This window comes from Paenibacillus sp. FSL H7-0357, from assembly GCF_000758525.1.
GTDB lineage: Bacteria > Bacillota > Bacilli > Paenibacillales > Paenibacillaceae > Paenibacillus_AQ.
In genome coordinates this window covers 2,748,931-2,769,380 of record NZ_CP009241.1, presented here as the reverse complement: position 1 = coordinate 2,769,380, position 20,450 = coordinate 2,748,931, and the positions used below count along the sequence as shown (strand labels likewise).

Here is a 20,450-nt window from a genome sequence, read left to right as displayed (position 1 = left end):
ATCAATAGATGTAATGATGATGAACAAAAAAAAGAACCCCGCCAGTGTGCGGCGGGGCCTAAGTTATAGCTTTATATTTTAAATTTCTCCACCAGTCCCTGAAGCGCTTTGGCACTTTGCGTATTTTCATCGGCCATCGTCGCCTCATGGAATGTCTTCTCTACAATATCCGCCGTCTTCTCGGCAATATCCTGCACGCCGATTGCACCTTCATTGACAGTAGCTGCCACCTCATTAACCGCAATCGCGATGCTTGATACCGTCTGGTCCAAGTGATCTGCGGACTCCTCGAACTGGTTCATGAGCGTGTTGATGATGGAGGCGTCACTGTTGTACTGCTCGCTGACCTCTGTCAGGCGCTCATAATCACCCAGCACATTGTGGTCAATAAACGTAAGCATGGCTTCGGAATTCTCTTTCATCTGCTCTACAGAAGAGTATACATTCTTGACGACATCCTGAATTCCCGCTGCCGTTTCGGAGGATTTCTCAGCCAGCTTGCGGATTTCTCCCGCAACTACCGCAAATCCCCGCCCTGCTTCACCCGCGCGGGCAGCTTCAATCGCCGCATTTAAGGCAAGCAGATTGGTCTGGCTGGTAATCGACAGAATGGTATCTGCCAGGAGATTGATTTCATTGATCGCGCCCGACTGCTCAATCGCCTTCTCCATTTCGATACGCACCGATTCGTAAATCCGCTTGGCATTATCCGTAGACTGCACGGCGTCATGCTGCAGCACCAGTGCCCGCTCGATAATTTGGCTGGTCACTTCCGTCCCTTCCTTGACCTTTCCGGAGATCATTCGGACATTGTTCTCGATTTCATGAATCGCTGCTGTCATCTCTTCTGTTGAAGCTGCCGTCTCTTCCATACCTGCCGACAGCTGCTCCGTCGTGGCTGAATTGTCATGTGCATTCTCTCTGACATCAATGGACAGCTTCTCCAGCGTTTCCGCATTGTCCAGCACCTTCGTGGAGATGGTGATCAGGCTTTCAGCCATTTCCCGGAGCACAGCGCGGGTATGGAACATGGCTTTAGCAATGATTCCAGTTTCATCTTTGTTCTTCAACAGATACTCATACTGCGCATCGTATTTGAGTTCCAGCTTAGCGGTCTGGTTAATCATCTCTGTCAGCTTTATGATCGGGGAAGAAATTCTGCCGGCGACAAGCAGTCCAATAATCAGAGTCAGCAGCAGACTCCCCAGACCCAGCAGGATAATATAATGCGTCATATTGTCTACAGGCTGCATGACCTCCCCGACATCACCAGTAAGCACCAGTGTCCAGTTCGTTTCGGGAATGACGGTATAAGCAGCTTTTTTCTCCGCATCACCGATGCTGTACTGCACTTTGCCGTCTTCAACCTTCTCTCCGGCTTTCACACGTTCCACAACAGCCTTGATCTGATCATTCTCGACAGGCAATCCAATCTTCGTCTCATCGGGATGATACAGCATGTTTCCGGTCTCATCTACCAGATAGGCGTACGAGGAAGGCGCATTTGCCACATTGGCACCGGACAAGTATTTGATAATACTGTTCGCATTGACAGCCGAGGCGACAAAGCCGATCATTTGGCCGCCGCTGGTCACCGGATGTACAAACGCCACAACATAAGCCCCTGTAGCTTTCGATTTCAAAGTTTCACTGATGACGGGGGCACCGGTCTCAATCACGCGCTTTGCATAACTTCTTTCGCTGAAATCCGTACCCACCAGCGCCGTGTCGCTATCTGCTACCGCAATCCCCTTCATATCGGATACAAATATATGTTCAAGATTGCCGGCATCCTTCACGATGCCTTGCAGCTTGGTGTTCACTTCGGCCTGCAGCGTATCTCCATCTGCTATGCCGCCGGTTTTGTTTTGTTGCAGCAGTTCAATAATTTCGGTCTGTCCGGCCACCAGAGCCATACTGCGTTTCTCTTTATCAATCATCGCCGCTATGGTTTCCGCTTTATTGGTGTTGACTTGCTTCATTGCAGATTCGGTAAGGCCCAGAATGGTGTTGGTGGATTTGTAATACGTGAAAGCCCCCATGATTACAGTAGAAAGCAGGGTAACGGCAATCATCATAACTGACAGCTTCATACGAATTTTCATTAATTTCTACGTCCTTTCATACTGGTCTTATAGTCCTGGTTATCTTCCTATTTCTATGTAATTTGTTACACTTATTATCGGTCTCCCTAAGAAAACAGTGAAGATTAGATGTAGAATTTCAGAAAATAATAGCGTATTTCGTCGAAAAAATAGTTTTTTAGTATCATTTTTATTGCTACTCAAAAAAAGCAGGCCGGAAAGTTATTCCGCCTGCTTATCGTTATAATGCTTCTATGAGGAGATCGTCGTTTCCGTTGGAGATGTTGAGGTTGACTGTGCTACAGCATCTTCGGATTGCATGCGTCTCATCCTGCTGCGGATTACAAATCCTGAGCATGCGGCCAGAATCTGCTGGAAGAGCATCCCGGAAATGACCGGGAGCGCCACAGCGGGAGGGAAATACTTCACCGCCAGCACAGCCCCCGCGCTCAGGTTACGCATCCCGGAGTTAAACTGCACGGCCACCGAATTTTCGTAATCCCAGTGAAGGCGGCGTGACACCAAGGCTCCGATCACATACCCAAGCACAACCGTTCCAAAGGTGACGAACAGGATCAGCGCGAGTTTGCCGTCCGGATGCTTTAAATACCGGGCAATACTGGCACCGTTAATCGATACGACGATAAAAAGCCCCACTTTGACAAATGGAGCCAGCGGCGGACCGTACACTTTGCCGGCCGTTCCCTTTGTCCATTGATTCAGCAGCATCCCCGCCAGAGAAGGCAATACGACCATCCACAGCAGTCCCTTCATCATTTCCCCGAGCTGGATTTCCACGCTTGCCCCCATTAGCAGATGCAGTGTACCCGGTACGATCAGCGGTGACAGCAAGGTATCAATGAGAATCAGCGCCAGTGTAAGTGCCACATTGCCGCCGTGCATGGATACCCAGACCACGCTGACGACTCCAGTCGGAATAGCGAACAACAGTACATAACCCGTAACCGTATAGGGGTCGCCCGGAAAAAAAGCCTTCGCCGCAACCCAGCCGATCAGCGGCATGACCACATGCAAAATGACCATCAGAATAATCAGCTTCTGCGGTTTGAGCAGTACGGCCAGCAAATCACGAAAATTAGACTTGAGACTGCCAATCAGTGTCATGAAGGCAAATATCCACGGCACCAGCCAGGTAAAAGGCAGAAGCCTGCTCTCGTTCAGAACGCCAAACGCGATAGCAGCCGGTGTCAGCAGCGGCATTATTTTTTCCAGCAGCGTATTGGAACGCAGCAATCCATTCCTTATTCCATTGAGCATGTTCTTCTACCTTCATGTATGCAGCAGCATACATGCCTTCTCCATAGATTTCACATTGCAGACTTTATTGAAATCTTAACAGATTCTCATGATGCCTCTGTCTGTTAATCATGGCGATTTGCAGAAAACTACGCCATGCTATTCGCAATCCCCACGACAATCCAGGACAGAATCAGGATTACATTGCCCCATAACAGCAGTTTCTTGGGAGCTGCAAACCCTTTCCACTCCCCGTCCCTGAGACCCCAGGCATTACTGATAATTAAGGACAAGCCGTTAAAGGCGAGCCAGCCGACCACGGAGCCAAGCGGTCCCAGCAAAGCTGTCGCTTTGGCATAAAAGCCAAGTGCCAGAAACCAGACTAATGCGGTAGCCAAAGCTTTGACATAGGCGGTGCCTGCCCCCTTAGCAACATAATCCCTGTAAGTGCCGTTTTTGATCAGCAGGATGAGCGCATAGGCGAAGTTAGCAACAAAACCACCGGACAACGTAATTACCCAGGAAATAAGGCTGGCGCTGATCTTGGCCGTTCCGTCAGCAACGGCAATATCCACAGCCTGATTCGCATAGGAGAAGCCGATATTCATCGCTGCCGAACCCAGACCGGCAACCGAAGCTATAATCAATCCTCTGGTAAGGCTGCTGCCGGAGCTTGTCCCTTGACCGGAAGCGGTAATCAGCTTTTCCTTGAGCAGACCGGCCTTAGTAATGACTGCAACCCCGCCCAGCATAATCGCCGCACCGATCAGAAGCACGGTGAACGAACCCGCAGCAGGTATATTTCCAAAGATAAACAGCGGAATTAATGAGCCCAGGGAAGCCGAAATGCCCATGTTTACCCCGTAAGTGAGCGAAACCCCGATGGAGTCAATCGCTTTGCCGAACATTATGGAGCTGATCCCCCACAGAAAACCGCAAAAAGAGGCGGTCCATAGCACATCAGAGGAGGTCTGCCGGATGTAGCTGAAGAAATTAGGCACCTCGATCCATGTCCAGACCACCGGAATGATCAGAATCCCCACCAGCGAGAAGATCGTCCAGAAGGCCTCCCAGGAGAACGGCTGATATTTCTTCATGCCGAGTCCAAAGCTGCCCTGGAAAAAACAAGCCAACAGCAATAGTAAAAATCCGTAAATCACGTTGTAATCCTCCCGAACTTTGTCTATGTAGGTAAGCTGCAGAGTATCTCTGCATTAGTAGTGCACATGATGATGATTATACATGAAAGTTTTCATTGTGGGATGAAATTCACAAGAAATATCTCACGCTGATCTATCAAACCGGCAGCAAAAACAGACCGCAGCTGGAATGCCGCGGTCCTGTCTGCTGCTGAGCTGCCGAACCGGCTCTTTCAAGCTGAATCCGGTTCGTCACAGCTCTCTATAGGCCTTGCGGAAACAAAGCGTCCAGCGCCGGGCAAGGCTGCTTCTCCAGAAACTGTGAGAGCGGCTCAGGCATGTTGCTGTACAGCTCGTTCAACGAGGTTCCCTGATAAATGTTGCCGATGATTACCGGGTGGCAAAGCTCGGAGATCAGAATATCGCCGTTGCCATGCAGGTGCAGCTGTTTCTTGCCTTCTATGCAATGCGGGAAATATACCCCAAGCTGCTCCTGGAAACCAAGTGCTTCCATAAAGCGGTCCATGCAGGTGAAGTAGAGCGTTGTATCTTCTTTTTTGCGTTCAATCAGCTCATTCACTGCATTCTTCAGCTGTTCGCGGGCAGCAATGGCTTTCCAGCCGGTATGGCCCATGATGATGCTGTTCTGAATCTCGTGCGTTCTAACACCCATAGAGTAGACATGATCGCTGATTTCTTTCATATTGTCCTGTGTTTCATTGAACAGCAGCGTTTCCAGCACGACGTCCACACTTGTCTTGGCGAACATCGTGATGTTCTCTCTGATTTTGTCATAGACGCTTGGATGAATGTTGTAATAACGGGAGAAGGCATCCGCTGTCGTAAAGTTGAACGAGATATGGATCGTAGTCAGCCCGGCAGACACCAGTTGTTCGATGCGCTCCGCATTCAGCAGACTGCCGTTGGAGTTCAATTGGGTCTGGATGCCCCGGGAAGCGCAGTAGGATACAATTTCAACGCAGTCCTGAAACTTCAAGGTGACTTCACCGCCGGAGAGGCGGACCCGCTTCAGCCCGGGAAGCTCCTCCAGAATACGGATAACCTCCTTGCCATTAATGCTCTGCCCGTCGTTTCTATTATATGCACAGCAGTAATCACAGCGGAAATTGCAGTTCGAGGTCACGCCAACCTCCAAACCTTCCAGTTCATACGTCAGCGGTTTGTCCAGCTCCAGTGATTTATATTTCATGCTCATGTTTGATAAGCCTCCTAAAAAAATAAGATATCCTGCTCAAGGGTCAACCTTAGAGATTATAAAGGTTTGCAGCTCAAGATAATGTGATATTTGTTGTATAAGAACGCAATCTGCACTGCTGCCTTCCCTGGAAATAGCAAGAAGAGGCTGCCCGGCGGGCAGCCTCTAGTTCCAAACCGACTAACATTCATCTTCAACCTTCAGATCCAATCTATGATTTCCGGCAACTCTACCGTTCTACAACTCTAGCGATTTGCTCATCTCATTCCAAACAGGCTGTCCGATCAGTCCAAGCCGCCAGATGGCGATGCCTTTGAGGCCATACCGTTTGGCCAGTCCAATCTTGGCGTTGACGGAAGTTGCATTCTCACTGTATACCGAGATTCCGAGCACCAGCTTACTTTTATCCACCTGCTGCAGGGCCAAACGAATGCCTTCATCCACTTTGTTCATCGGCTCCGGACCTGACTCATCCTCATACGCATAAGCCATAATCACCAAATCATCGGCCAGCGATGCCAGCGTCTTATAATCATACCCTTTGTAGGAGCCGTTCAGCGGGGGAAGAATTACGGTCAGCTTAAGACCTGCCGCCCGCGCCATTACGGATAATTTTTTGACAAAAACATTATATTGGCTCTGTACCAGCTTCTTGTCGCCGGTCATCCCCAGCCCTTCCAGATCAAGCCCGATTCCCTTAAAGCCTTTCTGTGAAGCCAAATCAACAATGCTGGTAATCGTCTTCTGCTGAAGCTCAAGATCTTCCATATTCTTGGTCAGCTCCAGCTCTTTGTCCCCGGAATAAACCATCAGGTAAGGCGTGGTTCCTCCGGCAGCGGCATTCTGGACGATGGACTCCGGTGTCACATCGCCGTCAGCCTTCGGCCACCAGAAATCAGTACTGGCTGTAGTGAATTGTCCGCTGCGGTCGATCCGGCTCCACCCAAAGGCGACCGCGCTAAAATCAGGAATCCGCGAAACTTCGCTATAGGCTCCCTGCGCATAAAACCCAAGCGTATACATATCCTTCTTCGGCGAAGTGATCGATACAGTCTTGCTCGCCTGATTCCAGGATACCGCTGCGCCAAATTGCTGGCCAAAGAAGCTGAGCGGGATCATCGTGGTGCCCCGGATATTTTGCGGAGCTACAGCCAGCTTCACGGTTGCGCCGTTCACCGCTGCATTTTTGCTGCCGAGTGTAAGGATAACCTTAGTGGTCCCGGCGGCACCGCTTGTGGTTGCTGTGATTTTACTTGCGGCCTGGTCCCATACCACCGGAATTCCCAAAGCTTCCGCGATCGCCCGGAACGGCACCATCGTGGTTCCGCTCATCACCGCAGGTTCAACCGGAAAAGGCAGCGGATATCCGTCCAGCATAATGCTGACACCCGCCGGGGCAGCTTGAGTCGGCTGAGCAGGCAAAGCGGCAAAGCTGCTTACAGAGATTGCTGCACATAATAGCAGCTTCGTTAAGCGTTTCATGTATAAAATCTCCATTCTATGATAGGATGTCGAGTCTCTCAAACCTAGTTCAGTTCCGTCTACCATTTTACCAAAATAGTTATTTTTAGCAAATTAATAGATTGTAACTATCACATAAACGCGCTCAAAAAGACGCCGACGGCCCGTTCCGCATCCACATCAACGGCAACCTCTATGAATTCACCCGCTTTGGGCTGTGCCCGCAAATCGGCAACGACCATTCCGGCGGTATGCTCACCCCGGGTCTCCACGCGGACCTTCATCTGGCGGCAGGTCAGCAGGTCCGGCTGCAGCGCGGCCATCAGCGCCAGCGGATCATGCAGCGGTGCTCCACCTATCAGATAATTCGCTTCACGGTAGAAATTAAAATAATACTTCAAGGATTCGTCCATGAAGTCAATCAGCGCTTTGTTCTCTTCCTTGCCGAACTGCCTCAGAAGCTCCAGGTGCGCTGTGGTGATGAGTGTCTTCAGCGTAACATCCAGCCCGACCATCAGCACGGGAAGCCCGGAGGTGAATACACGGTCGGCCGCTTCCGGATCTCCCCACAGATTTGCTTCCGCAACTGCTGTAACATTGCCGGGCTTAAAGACGGTACCGCCCATGGCGACTACTTTCTTGAGTTTCCCGGTTAGAGCCGGGTCCAGATCAAGCGCCAGCGACAGGTTGGTCAACCGTCCCAGCGTTACGAGTACAATCTCGCCGGGATTCTCATCCGCCAGGCGGACAATAAATTCGGATGACGTTTCCAGCACCGGCTGCTGAGACGATGGAGGCAGCTGAACACCGCCAATCCCGTTCTCACCGTGCACATGGGTCGAGAAGCCGCCCAACTCGCGGACGAGCGCTTGGGACGCGCCAAGGGCTACGGGAATCTCATAACCGGGATTGGCCAAGGCCAGCAGCCTCAATGTATTATCTGCCGCCTGAGCGACATCAATATTGCCGAATACAGTGGTGATTCCTTCCACAACCACATCTGGAGTCCGCAGAGCATATAATATGGCCAATGCGTCGTCAATGCCGGTATCACAATCAATAATTATGCGGGTTTTACTCATCTCTATTTTTTCCACTCCCATTATGTATCCATATCATAGCTTTCATCTTAACACGGGTATCCCAAGTGCTCAATGCCAGGACAGGTTAATGGGATCTGCCTAAGGCTTTAAATTTCCCCTAAGGCTGTCTGTGGGAGGCGGGCAGAGAAAAATCGTTGTGCAAAATGAAAGAGTATCAGCAGGCGCAAAAAAGCCCGCCGTATCCCCTGAACATGGCAGTGTTCAAAAGTGATACGGCGGGCTTATGAGTAACAGCGTAAATCCCCTTATTTTACATAAGGTGCTGCAGCCTGACTGAAACGCTCCAGTGCTTCGGCCAGAATGGAACGCGGGCAAGCCAGATTAATCCGCAGATGGCCTTGTCCCTCCGTACCAAAGACTGATCCTTCGTTAAATGCCACTTTGGCTTCACGGTACATCAGCTTCTTCAGACCCTCAGCGTCCAGTCCAAGTGCGCGGCAATCGATCCACAGCAGGTAAGTAGCCTCTGGTGTCATTGGCTTCACCTGCGGCAGGTGCTCCGCGAGGTAGCCGATGGCATATTCCGCATTGCCGCTGATATGCTGTATGAGTTCATCCAGCCATTCCCCGCCTTCATTATATGCCGCTTCCACAGCCTCTGGTGTAAAATAAGGAGACATGTGCAGGCTGAGCGCCTTAAGCTTGTACTCAAATTTCCGCTTCAATTCCGGATTGGAGGTTACGATGTAAGAGGTCTGCAGGCCCGGCAAATTGAACGTTTTGGTAGCGGCCAGCGTGGTCAGTGTAATATTCGACAGCTCCTCCGACAAGGAAGCGAACGGAATATGCTTGTGGCCCGGCAAAGCCATATCACAATGGATTTCATCCGAGATCACCGTCACCCCATACTGCAGGCACAGCTCTCCAAGGCGCAGCAGTTCTTCCCGCTCCCACACCCGGCCTCCCGGATTATGCGGGCTGCACAGCAGCAGCAGCTTAGCGCCGCCAGCCATCAGCTCTTCCAGTTGGACATAATCCATAACATAATGGCCGTCTTCGAGTTTCAGCGGATTAATGGCCACCTTGCGGTCATTCATCCGGATCACATCATAAAAAGGATAGTAGACGGGCGACTGCAGAATCACCTGATCTCCCGGCTTGCTGAACAGCTCCACCGACAGGCTGAGCGAGGTAACGATTCCGGGGGAATCCGTGATCCAGTCCTTTTGAATCTCCCAGTCATGGCGTCTGCGGTACCAGCCGGCAATCGCCTCTTTATAGGAATCACTCGTCACGCTATAGCCGTATATTCCCTCCTGAACGCGCCGCAGAATCGCTTCTTTCACGGCAGGCGGGCTCTCGAAGTCCATATCCGCTACCCAGAGCGGAAGAATCTCCTTGTCTCCGAACAGCTTCTCGGACTGATCCCATTTGTAGGAGCGGGTATTGCGGCGGTTAATTACTTTGTCAAAGTCATATTTCAAGTGAGGTTCCTCCATCCATTACGGCTTTTCAGATTATTGTATCACAGGGGGATATCTTCAGGCACCTCTCGCATTAATTCCTATCCATCAAGTGGAAACGGCTTCGCCGTCCTCAAAAAGACGGTATCCGTTTCAGCGAGAAATAGAAGGATAATTTATAGCGTGAAGCATATAAATTCTTCTATTTCAAAAAAGGCCAACCGGATTCTCCGATTGACCTTCAACTTCTACTTCTCCACCGGAACCCGCTGGATCGACTTCCCTACCTGCTTCAGAATCTCCGCCATCGAAGCCGCATCATTCACATCATAATCGTCAATATTCAGGCGCAGCACCGGGCAGGCGCTGAACTCGCCAATCCACTGCGAATAACGTCCGTGCATATGCTCCCAGTAGGAGACATCTGTCTGGATTTCCATCTCGCGGCCACGTTCATTGATGCGGGTCAGGATCGACGGCAGGCTGCCTTCAATATAGATCAGCACATCAGGATGCGGGAAATAGGGTGTCATCACCATAGCCTCGTACAGGCTGGTGTATGTTTCGTAGTCCGTTTTGGACATCGTGCCCTGATCGGCATGCATTTTGGCAAAAATTCCGGTGTCCTCATAAATAGAACGGTCCTGCACAAACCCGCCGCCCAGCTCGAACATTTTCTTCTGCTCTTTGAAGCGTTCGGCCAAGAAGTAGATTTGCAGATGAAAGCTCCATCGTTCAAAATCATGGTAGAACTTCTCCAGATACGGATTGTGGTCTACCTGTTCCAGCGAAGTCTGAAAATTGAGACGCTTCGCTAAAGCTCCGGTCAGTGTGGACTTTCCGACACCTACCGTACCGGCTACTGTGATAATTGCGTTATCAGGGATGTTGTATGGGTTCATTTCATAAGCTCCTTTAGGTGGTCGGCGATTGCGGCAAAGTCTTCTTGGTTTCCCACAAAATCTACCTGGGTTCCGTCGATGGTCACAATAACGGTTGACGGTTCGCTGACGGCCAGAGAAGCCATCGCATCGTCGTAATCCTCTATTAATTGCTGCAGATAAGCAGGAGCAATCTCCTCTTCGAACGGGCGGCCGCGCTTGGCGATTCTGGTAAGCAGCGTATCAAGATCCGCTCTGATATAAAGAATGATATCCGGTTTCGGCAGATCATCGGTCAGCACATGATAGATTTCGCGGTATTTGTCACGTTTGGTGCCTTTCAGCGTCCGCTCGCCAAAGATCAGGTTCTTATAAATATGATAATCCGAAATAACCGGCTTGTTCTTAGCGATGTACTCGTTCACGGTATCTTCAAGCTGCTTATACCGGTTGCAGAGAAAGAACATTTCAAGCTGGAAGCTCCAGTCGTCCATGTTTTGATAGAACTTGTCCAGGAACGGATTCTCCTCCACAATTTCTTTGATGACCGGAAGCTGCAATTCACCGGCCAGCATCGTGGCAAGTGTTGTTTTACCGGCTCCGATCGGGCCTTCCACTGCTATAAAGGGTGCATGTTTCATTAACGCTGATTTCCTCCTCAGGTACGGACAATGCCGGGTAAAGCTTGCTGTGATTATTCCTTTAAAAAACAGACTAAACTATTGTATCACAGGAGGGCTTTCTGTGAACGGATGAATTCGTGATTTTTTTTGCAGGCACAGCTCCAGAAAAGGCCGTATCCGCTTCAGACTTAGCGGATACGGCCTTTTGATTGATATTGCTTTACTCTTCCCGAGCAATGTGCGGTATTAGATTGGTTAGGAAACTTTTTTACCAGTCCTTGCGTCTAACCTTACAGGTTGTTTTATTTCCTATATAAGTCAATTACGCAAATTATCGAGGAGGATTTCCGTGAAAAAATGGACGATGACTTTATGCTTGTTGCTGAGCTTAACCGCTTCAACGGCTTCAATACATGCATCCGCTGCCGGGAGTGCCGAAACTGCCGCTACAACCGCCGCAGCAACAGTGCAGGCAACTGCCGGCATTATGTCCTATGGACCAGAATACCTGATTAAAAATGACGGAAGCCTTTGGATATGGGGTGGCACCAAATCAGTGCCTACTCTGCTTCCGGGGCTGAAGGATGTACAAGCCGCCTATGGGTTTGGCCTACAGGCCGGAGGACTGGCCGTCACAACGGATAATGCCGTGTGGAGGTGGCAGACCAACCCTAAGACTCTGGCGGTGGAAGTCACTCCTGTGCAGGAACTGACCAAGCTAACAGAGCTCTCTACGCTTTGGAGCCGTTACATAGCTATAGATGGAAATGGCGCGGTATTCAGCTCTCCCCGAGTATCAGACGAAGACAAATCCCCCCTCTTTACAGCTGTTCCCGGCATAGATAATGTCGCTGCGGTGAATGGTTATAATGAATGGGATGGAAACAAAGGCTGGGAACGTATCAACTTCCTGAAAAAAGATGGCACTGTATGGACCTCCCGCGATGAGCTGTCCACCTTTGAGCCTGTCCAGAATTTGACCGGTATCATCCAGCTGACGCAGCAATATGCGCTTAAAAAAGATGGTACACTTTGGACCTGGCCTATACAGTCCTATGACTCCGCTGATTCCGGAAAGCCATTTCCGTCTGTCCTATCCGCTTCTCGGGTGAGCGGATTGACAGATATCCGCTCGATCCATGGCAACTCGCGGACCATGCTGGCCATCGATGCTCAATCACGCCTATGGTTCTGGGGTTCCACCGTAACGGGCTGGTCCGACGGAACCACTTATCATGAGCAGAAAGTCCCCGTGTGCCTTACAGGCATCAAGAACGTGACTGGTGCCTACTTCATGGAACGGTCAATCGTCGCCCTGACTGCAGATGGCAAAGCTTACACGGCCTCCCTTGAAGGCGACTCCATGTCAGCGGATGCGAAATTCACTCTCCTTGCCTCTGATATCACATCTATTCAGGAAGGTGAGCGCCATCTTATTTTGCAAAAAAAGGACGGGGCCCTCTTGGGCTGGGGCGTCAACAAAGACGGACAGTTGGGGTATGGTGAGTATGAGTTCAGCTATAAAACTCCCGTTCCCGTACAGAAGCCGATTGCAGTATCTTTGAACGGCGACAGGGTTACTCTAACGAACGGTGTAATTACCCGGGGCGGGCAAAACTTTATTCCACTCCGTTCATTGTTTGACAAGATGGGGGCCAATGTCTCTTACAAAGAAGATACGAAGAGTGTCCCTTCAGGCAAAGCAGGAGGTACAACAACCACTGTGGATAAAAAAGTGACGATTACCCGCGCCGCTGGCGATAAACCCGCCATCTCGATCACGATCAATTCTGTTACAGGGGCTACGACCGTGAATAACAAAACGGTAACTCTTGAGACCCCGCCGTTTGTCGTATACGGAACGATCTACCTGCCGCTGCGCTTCATCAGCGAACAGCTTGGCGCAGCTGTCAACTGGATGCCGCAGGAAGAGGAGATTGCAATCACTTACAAATAGATCTCCAGTCCCCAGCTTATCCAATAGCCGATCTAAAGCAGAAAGCGGGCCTCCGCTCCACGTTTCGTGGAAGCGGGGTCCGCTTTTTCCTGAGGTTTATCAATTCAGGATTTCCTCTACTGCAAGCTTCTGTTAAGATCATAAGTCAGTCTTAGCAACAATAACGGGCAAAGCTCCCGGTATTGTTGTATAAACAATCCTCTTCAAAACCTTTGCGGGAATTTCTCCCGCTAATTCGAGCCATTCCACTCAATCGGGCCATTTGGTTAAATAAGGCGGGAGAAATTCCCGTTAGTTACTCAGATTCCGGTAGTATCATCTATTTAGCGGGCGCAATTCCCGTTACGAATTTCTGAGTTGTCCGGCGGGACGGCAACAAGTTACTTACCGCTCAAGACTGGCAGTAGCATCCATTAACATCCGTCATCATCCATCAACATCCATTAGCATCCATTAAAATCCATTAATATCTATTAGCATCCATTAACATCCATTAACATCCGTCATCATCCATCAACATACGTCACACTGCTCACATTGCACTGCACGCTTTAGGTTAACCGCTCTCCAAACCGTGCAGATCTGGTCACCAGGGAATGGTGTAGCCTGCCTCTCAGCCCCGTGAGCCATTCCGGCTCATGCTCCCATTGTTCAGCGGTGGACCTCAGAACTCTGGCATACCCGTACAAATCGGCGAACCGTCTGCACGCCGCCATAGAGGGTCCGTCATCGGGAAGACTAAACTGGCTGCGGTACCCTTCCATAAAGCGTTCTTTCTTTAGTCCAAACTCTTCAGGATCAATCTCCTCTACCAGGCTGTCCAGCGACTGCTCGATATCCATAGCATACCAGTGATACATGCAGTCATCAAAATCTATCGCGCTGATGGTGTCACTAGCTTCATCATAAAACACATTGTCCAGTTCAAAGTCATAATGGATCAGCCCGTAATTGGCTGGTGTAACCGGGAGCTTGCTGAAATACTCGGCAAGCTCCCGAGCTTCCGCCACAGCCGCCGTTTCCTGCGGAAACGCCTTTAACACATCCACGGTCCAGTCCAGCACATCGCGGTACGACCCTCTCTTGATTTGTACAGGGCTATACGTGCTGGACAGCTGATGCAGCTTGCCCAAGGCCTCGCCATACCTGAACATGACATGATCGCTTAAGCCGGTATCCTGCAGCTGAACTCCGGGTACACGCTTGAAGACAGAAGCATAATACTCTCCCCAGGGAGTCCTCGCTTCTACCAGTTCCTTTCCTTCCAGGGAGGGAACGGCCTCCAGCACGCCATATCCGCAGTCCTTCAGGTAGGAGATGAACTCCAGCTCAGCCAGCAAGTTCTCTATAAGCTTCTCCGACTGCGGGGCAAACCGCAGGAATTGACCGTTCCCGGCACTTCTGAACGGATATATCGCATTGGAGGAGATTCGATAGTACTGGAACAAATGCAGCGACTCCGGATCATATGTCCAGTTCCCCAGCAGCATCTCCGCCAAACTTTCATTCGAGAATAAATATTTTAACTTCAGCATGCGTTGCAGCAGCTCCTTTTCAGTTCACAATTGGATTAAGTAATCAATTCCTCTTCACCGTCAATGTAATAGTAGATGGATTAGCCCGGCGTTTCATGCCGATCACTCCTTTCACGTTCAAGCTAGCTGGCTTCATGCCTCGATGTTACGCGAGTACTATGCTTAAGAGCAATAGATAAAACAGCTTTAACCATTCAGTACTTCCGCTTCCCCCGTTAACCGCAACCAAAAAAAGGCGCCCCTTCACCCATAAACACAGGTGGCGGAACGCCTCGCTATTATAATTATTAAGACAATCTGTTGCTAAAATCGCTATATTCAAATTCTCTGATCACCTTAAGGCCCTCTTCTTCGTTATACGAAGCAATGGCCGGCAGGTTCACACCGTTGAACATATGATTCTTCACCATGGAGTAATGCGCCATGTCGAGGAAGACAAGCTTGTCGCCGTATTTCAGCGGCTCCGGGAATGAATAGTCCCCGATCACATCTCCTGCCAGGCAGGTCATGCCGCCGAGTCTGTACGTATAGGCATGTTCGCCCGGCTCTCCGGCGCCGATAATGTTCGGACGGTACGGCATCGCCAGCACATCCGGCATATGGCATTCGGCCGAAGTATCCAGAATGGCAATATCCATTCCGTTATGCATCGTGTCCAGAACGGTAGCCACCAGGTATCCGGTATTGAGGGCAACCGCCTCACCGGGCTCCAGATAGATCTCGACATTATAGGTTTCCTTCATATGCAGGATGCAGCTGATCAGCTTCTCCAGATCATAATCGGGACGGGTAATATGATGGCCGCCGCCGAAATTCAGCCATTTCATGCCATGCAGGTACTGTCCGAATTTCTCTTCCACGACCTTAAGCGTACGCTCCAGCGTATCCGAGTTCTGCTCGCACATCGTATGGAAATGCAGGCCATCGATACCCTCAAGCTCATCGGGCCGGAAGTTCGGCAAAGTTACGCCCATCCGGGAAAAGTTGAAGCATGGATCATAAAGCGGCACTTCAATCTCGGAATATTCCGGATTGACACGGATGCCGCAGCTGATTCTCTTCGGAGCATTCTGCACCCGGTCCTTGAACCGGCTCCACTGATCAAACGAGTTGAACACTATGTGGTCGGTATAACCGAGCAGCTCATCGAACTCGCGGTCCATATAAGCAGGCGCGTAGACATGCACCTCTTTGCCCATTTCCTCGAAGCCCAGACGGGCTTCGAACAAGGAGCTGGAGGTCACGCCATGCAGGTACTGTCCGACAAGCGGGTACAGGGCATGCATGGAGAAGCCTTTTTGCGCAAGCAGAATTTTCGCACCACTACGTTCTTGCACGTAGTTCAGTGTCTCGAGGTTCTTCTTCAGCAGCCGTTCATCCACAAGGTAAGCGGGTGAAGGCAGCGAGCTGATATCGATATCTATATCCTTCATTACGTTACGCCCTAATCCAGCAGCGTTGGCGAGAAATCTTCTTGCCAAGGCAGCCCGTGTTTGTTCAGTGCATCCATGAATGGATCCGGATCAAATTCTTCTACGTTGTAGACGCCCGGTTTCTTCCAGATGCCTTTTATAATCAGCATAGCCCCGATCATTGCTGGAACGCCGGTGGTGTAGGAAATGGCTTGGGAGCCAACCTCTCTGTAGCATTCCTCATGATCGCAGACATTGTACACATAGTAAGTTTTTGGCTGGCCGTCTTTAGTGCCTTGAATGATGCAGCCAATGTTGGTTTTGCCTTTGGTTCTTGGTCCCAGGGATGCCGGGTCAGGCAGAATCGCCTTCAGGAACTGCAAAGGAATAATTTCTTTACCTTCATAAAGGATCGGCTCAATGGAAGTCATGCCCACATTCTCAAGCACCTTCAGGTGAGTGAGATAGTTCTGCGAGAAGGTCATCCAGAAACGGATTTTCTTCACACCCTTGATGTTGGCAGCCAGGGATTCCAGTTCTTCATGATACAGCAGGTAAATATCCTTCGGACCGATCTCCGGGAGATCGTAGACTTTTTTCTCGGACAGCGGTGCAGTTTCAATCCACTCGCCATTCTCAAAGTAACGTCCGTTAGCCGTAATTTCGCGGATATTGATTTCAGGATTGAAGTTGGTGGCAAACGGATAACCGTGGTCGCCCGCGTTGGCATCAACAATATCAATCGTATGGATTTCGTCAAAATAATGCTTCTGCGCATAAGCCGTGAACACACCAGTTACACCAGGGTCAAAGCCGCTGCCGAGCAGCGCGGTAATTCCGGCTTTCTCGAATCTTTCTTTGTACGCCCACTGCCAGGAATACTCGAATTTAGCAGTATCCTGTGGTTCATAGTTGGCGGTATCCACATAATGCACTCCCGTTGCCAGACAAGCATCCATAATGGTCAGGTCCTGATATGGGAGAGCGACATTAATAACGACATCCGGCTTGAAGCTCTTGATCAGTTCAATGACCTCGTCCGTGTTATCTGCATCGAGCTGAGCAGTAGAAATCTTCGTCTGGCCTCCGGCCAATTTATCTTTCAGAGCATCACATTTCGCAAGGGTTCTGCTCGCGATACAGATCTCTTCAAATACATCCGGGTTCTGACAGCATTTATGCACAACAACACTTGCTACGCCGCCAGCGCCAATAATTAACGCTTTTCCCAAAATTAACAACCTCCCAAAAAAAGTTTTGTCAGCGTTGCTTCAGAAGAATAGCTTTATACAAAACTTGCTTCGGAAGCATGGGCTATTCCATATGAAAAATCAACAAGGCTGATTATACAGAATACTTTTGAATAAATCAATAAAAAACGACAAAAACTGATGCCTTTTCTGTAAAATCTACGGGTTTCCTTATTAATACTCTGTAATTCATAGTAATACATGAGAATGCTCTGTTTTTCTCGGCTTCTTCTCATCATTGCGCCAAAGAAGCAGAAGCTATATTGAACAGATACCCGTATACAAGGCCAACCGGACTATTGTATCACAGCAGGGGTCTGCTTCATACGATTTATTTTAAAATCAATGAATTTCCTCACCTCCCTTGCAGCTCCGCAAAAATCTGCCGGGTCTCGGATGCCTCCTTATGGTTATAAACCACATAGAGGTTAGGCAATCTGATTACAATGTACGGAGGGGATTGTTTATAGAGGTATAGCTTGCTTTTGCCGAAATCATCCAGCTTAAAGTTTCCTATAGCCACTTTGTCCGTGCCAATACCGTTAGTCCTTCTGCCGCCTTCCGGCAATTGATCCACCAGCTTCAGTTCAAGAACATCCTCTAGTGCAAAGCTGTAGTTGTACATCGGAAATTGAATCTTAACAGTTCCGCTGTCGCCGATCTTCATTACAGGTGTAGAGAACTCTGCCTGGACACTGATCCATCCGGTCCCGATGATTACTACCGCCACAAACACAAAAAGGCCGTAATATATATATTTACCCGTTTTTGTCCCTATATTAATCGTAGTGCCAATTCCAATCCGCTTCGGCACCATAATGGAACGGTCATTAGGGTTATTATAGGTTGTCCCGTTCATCCAATACTCATCATCATCCGTGTATAAAATCTCCTGTTCCCCCGCAAGCGCCACCGCCTCAAGTTTCTTTAAGCTATTATGTACATATACAATGCCCAGTATCGGTACAATCGAAAAACTCAACATGCCTAGGCTCCATATAAGTCCTGCAGTGCCTTCGTTCAGGGTTTCGGCATAGGCAGTGATTGCTGCGGTACAGCTGCCAACCAAAGCAATCCCAAACCACAGGCGGGACCAGCGGCGGCGGGCGGTCTTGTTAAGCAGGATATTGATCTCGCTGTTCACGGTATATACCCTTGGTTTCATTCTGTAAAAGGAAGCCGATATGATGAAGAGGAGCAGGGTCATTCCCAGCGCAGTACCTCCCGCAGCATGTACAATGTACGAGGCATCCCCAGAAACCTTGAATCCAAAAGGAAGGAGTGCAATTAGCGCCGGAACAAGGTACAAGAACAGAGAGAGTTTTGCCTCTTTGCTGTGCAGAGCATTAGATAGTCTGGTGTCCATACGCATGATCCGCTTCTCCCCGACGAACCATTCATTTTTCCGTTTCAGTTCAGCAATTGACCGGTGCGTCCGGACAAAAGGGATTCGGAGCAGGGCCATCATCAAGGCTGCCCATAGGAACAGGTAGATGACTGCTAAAGAAACGTAGGCATGTACCAGCAGCATAGGCAACAGCATCAGCAGGGTGAGTGCACCGTACCTTTTGTACATTGTCCTGCACAAATTCTGCAACCTCTGCAGTTCCTCGTTGTGCAACGCATGAGCAGGCAGGCTGACCCCAAACCACAGGATGCCATTCGGCTTGCTTGAGCTCCAGTACATCGTAAAGGTGACAGCAAAGATGAACAAAGCGATTCCCATCAGAAACACAGTAATCATTGGATACCTCCCCTATTCCGTCAGCGTGCCTGGTTTAAATGCCACCGTTGAGAAAATCCCTGTGCATAGCTGCATGAACTCCTCCCGCCCGACTCCCTTCAGACTTGCTTCAGAGATGACCAGACGAAGCTCATTTTCCAGTTTGGCTTTGAATTCAGGCTGTCCGTTTCCGCTTGGCGAGACGGTCGCCCCATGCCTGCGGTCTATGGAAATGAAACCTTCATTCTTCAGAATGGCGTAAGCCTTGTTTACGGTCATAGCATTTACGCCAAGGTCTGCGGCCATCTGCCTGACTGTCGGCAATTTCTCGCCGCACTCCAGCCCGCCGCTGCCAATACCGATCACTATCTCATTGCGCAGCTGGACATAGATGGGAAGTTCGCTTTTGAAATCTAGAGTTATAATCATATAAGCTCTCCGTTTCGGATTATTTGTATTACATATAGTAATACAAATAATACTTAGTGTCAAAGCAGACAACCTCTGTCTCCCCTCTCGAAGGGTCCCTGGTTGATCCTCTCTTCATGATCTACTAAAAAAGGAGTCTCCCTCCAGCCGCCAGCGCGGTTTTCGGAAAACTCCCTTATATGATTGCTCCGCCATTAATTCACTCACCACAGGATCAGACTCTGCTGCCCCCGGCATGCTCTGCTCCAAACAGCCAGTGCAGGGCATGCGGAAGCTGCTGGCTGAAAAACACACTGTCATGTGTTCCTATAGGGTTGGTCTCAAAACGCAATGTCTCGTCGCTGAAGCCCTGCTCCAGCAGCAGCTCATGCGCGAGGCGCGACTGCGGGACCATTTGCTTTTGCAAGTTTGTCTTGTACAGTCCCTCCAGCTCTCCGACATACATGTAGATCCGCTGTTCCGGCAGCGTCCTGCTCTGTCCGCGTATGTAATTCAAGATACCTTCATACCAGAACGATGCGGAGACCAGCCCGATCCTGCCAAACACATCGGGATAAAGGTAAGATCCATAAAGCGAGATCAGTCCGCCGAAGGAGCAGCCAAGCAGGCCCGTATGCTCTGGTCCTGGCAAAGTATGATAGCTGCTGTCGACATACGGCTTGATCCTCCCGACAAGTTCCTTCAAATATTCTCCGCCGCCACCGCCAAAATCCGGTCTGTCCGGCATCAGGGCCGGCGACGGCCATGGTGTGTATTCATGATTCCGGTCATGCGGGGTAATGCCGACAAAAATCAGTTCCGGCAGCGCTTTGGTTATAAACAAGTGCTCCAGGTAATTCAGCGAATGCTCCATCACTTCGCCATCATCCTGCAGATAAACAACCGGAAACCGTCTGCCCTCTTCCCCATAGGACATCGGAGTATAGAGAGTCAGCCTGCGGCCGCCAATCTCTTCCTGTATATAAGTTCCTTCCATG

At 49.9% G+C, this 20,450-nt stretch carries 16 protein-coding genes; 1 reads left to right on the top strand and 15 read right to left on the bottom strand.

Going from position 1 to position 20,450, the window contains the following annotated elements:
* Nucleotides 1-71 precede the first annotated feature (71 nt).
* From H70357_RS11905 to H70357_RS11865, 9 genes are all read right to left on the bottom strand, one after another.
* A complete protein-coding gene (locus H70357_RS11905) occupies nt 72-2,105 on the bottom strand; it encodes a methyl-accepting chemotaxis protein (protein WP_038589449.1) in 2,034 nt (677 codons plus the stop codon).
* Nucleotides 2,106-2,336: 231 nt separating this feature from the next.
* The gene (locus H70357_RS11900; RefSeq protein ID WP_063848038.1) at nt 2,337-3,362 is read right to left on the bottom strand and encodes a bile acid:sodium symporter family protein; all 1,026 of its coding nucleotides are present in this window, start codon (nt 3,360-3,362) and stop codon (nt 2,337-2,339) included.
* Nucleotides 3,363-3,490: 128 nt separating this feature from the next.
* On the bottom strand, nt 3,491-4,501 hold the full coding sequence (locus H70357_RS11895; RefSeq protein ID WP_038589447.1) for an L-rhamnose/proton symporter RhaT: 1,011 nt from the start codon (nt 4,499-4,501) through the stop codon (nt 3,491-3,493).
* 241 nt (nt 4,502-4,742) lie between these two features.
* Nucleotides 4,743-5,696, bottom strand: coding sequence for a radical SAM protein (locus H70357_RS11890; RefSeq protein WP_038589445.1), 954 nt, complete (start codon nt 5,694-5,696; stop codon nt 4,743-4,745).
* 237 nt (nt 5,697-5,933) lie between these two features.
* On the bottom strand, nt 5,934-7,178 hold the full coding sequence (locus H70357_RS11885) for a stalk domain-containing protein (protein ID WP_038589443.1): 1,245 nt from the start codon (nt 7,176-7,178) through the stop codon (nt 5,934-5,936).
* A gap of 110 nt (nt 7,179-7,288) precedes the next feature.
* Nucleotides 7,289-8,239 (bottom strand): nucleoside hydrolase, encoded by a 951-nt coding sequence (locus H70357_RS11880; RefSeq protein WP_038589440.1) that lies wholly within the window; start codon nt 8,237-8,239, stop codon nt 7,289-7,291.
* 266 nt (nt 8,240-8,505) lie between these two features.
* Nucleotides 8,506-9,684 carry a MalY/PatB family protein gene (locus tag H70357_RS11875; RefSeq protein ID WP_038589437.1) on the bottom strand — a complete coding sequence of 393 codons (1,179 nt, stop codon included), beginning with the start codon at nt 9,682-9,684 and terminating at the stop codon, nt 8,506-8,508.
* Nucleotides 9,685-9,911: 227 nt separating this feature from the next.
* Nucleotides 9,912-10,565, bottom strand: a complete 654-nt coding sequence (locus tag H70357_RS11870) for a deoxynucleoside kinase (RefSeq protein WP_038589434.1) — start codon at nt 10,563-10,565, stop codon at nt 9,912-9,914.
* A complete protein-coding gene (locus H70357_RS11865) occupies nt 10,562-11,185 on the bottom strand; it encodes a deoxynucleoside kinase (protein WP_038589432.1) in 624 nt (207 codons plus the stop codon). The genes H70357_RS11870 and H70357_RS11865 overlap by 4 nt, the downstream gene beginning before the upstream one ends.
* 331 nt (nt 11,186-11,516) lie before the next feature.
* Between H70357_RS11865 and H70357_RS11860 the strand changes: the two genes are divergently transcribed.
* A complete protein-coding gene (locus H70357_RS11860) occupies nt 11,517-13,124 on the top strand; it encodes a stalk domain-containing protein (RefSeq protein ID WP_052091988.1) in 1,608 nt (535 codons plus the stop codon).
* A gap of 551 nt (nt 13,125-13,675) precedes the next feature.
* On the opposite strand, the gene H70357_RS11855 is transcribed toward H70357_RS11860, so the two are convergent.
* The 6 genes from H70357_RS11855 to H70357_RS11830 form a co-directional block, all read right to left on the bottom strand.
* On the bottom strand, nt 13,676-14,659 hold the full coding sequence (locus H70357_RS11855) for a phosphotransferase enzyme family protein (protein ID WP_038589429.1): 984 nt from the start codon (nt 14,657-14,659) through the stop codon (nt 13,676-13,678).
* A gap of 287 nt (nt 14,660-14,946) precedes the next feature.
* Nucleotides 14,947-16,083: a carboxynorspermidine decarboxylase gene (gene nspC / locus H70357_RS11850; RefSeq protein ID WP_379143227.1), complete on the bottom strand. Its 1,137-nt coding sequence runs from the start codon at nt 16,081-16,083 to the stop codon at nt 14,947-14,949.
* 20 nt (nt 16,084-16,103) lie between these two features.
* On the bottom strand, nt 16,104-17,303 hold the full coding sequence (locus tag H70357_RS11845) for a saccharopine dehydrogenase family protein (protein ID WP_038589426.1): 1,200 nt from the start codon (nt 17,301-17,303) through the stop codon (nt 16,104-16,106).
* Nucleotides 17,304-17,676: 373 nt separating this feature from the next.
* Complete coding sequence (locus H70357_RS11840) at nt 17,677-19,065, bottom strand: DUF5808 domain-containing protein (protein ID WP_038589424.1); 1,389 nt, start codon at nt 19,063-19,065, stop codon at nt 17,677-17,679.
* Between the two features lie 12 nt (nt 19,066-19,077).
* On the bottom strand, nt 19,078-19,473 hold the full coding sequence (locus H70357_RS11835; RefSeq protein ID WP_038589421.1) for a GntR family transcriptional regulator: 396 nt from the start codon (nt 19,471-19,473) through the stop codon (nt 19,078-19,080).
* A 214-nt stretch (nt 19,474-19,687) separates the two neighbouring features.
* Nucleotides 19,688-20,449 (bottom strand): alpha/beta hydrolase, encoded by a 762-nt coding sequence (locus H70357_RS11830; RefSeq protein WP_038589418.1) that lies wholly within the window; start codon nt 20,447-20,449, stop codon nt 19,688-19,690.
* Nucleotide 20,450: the final 1 nt, after the last annotated feature.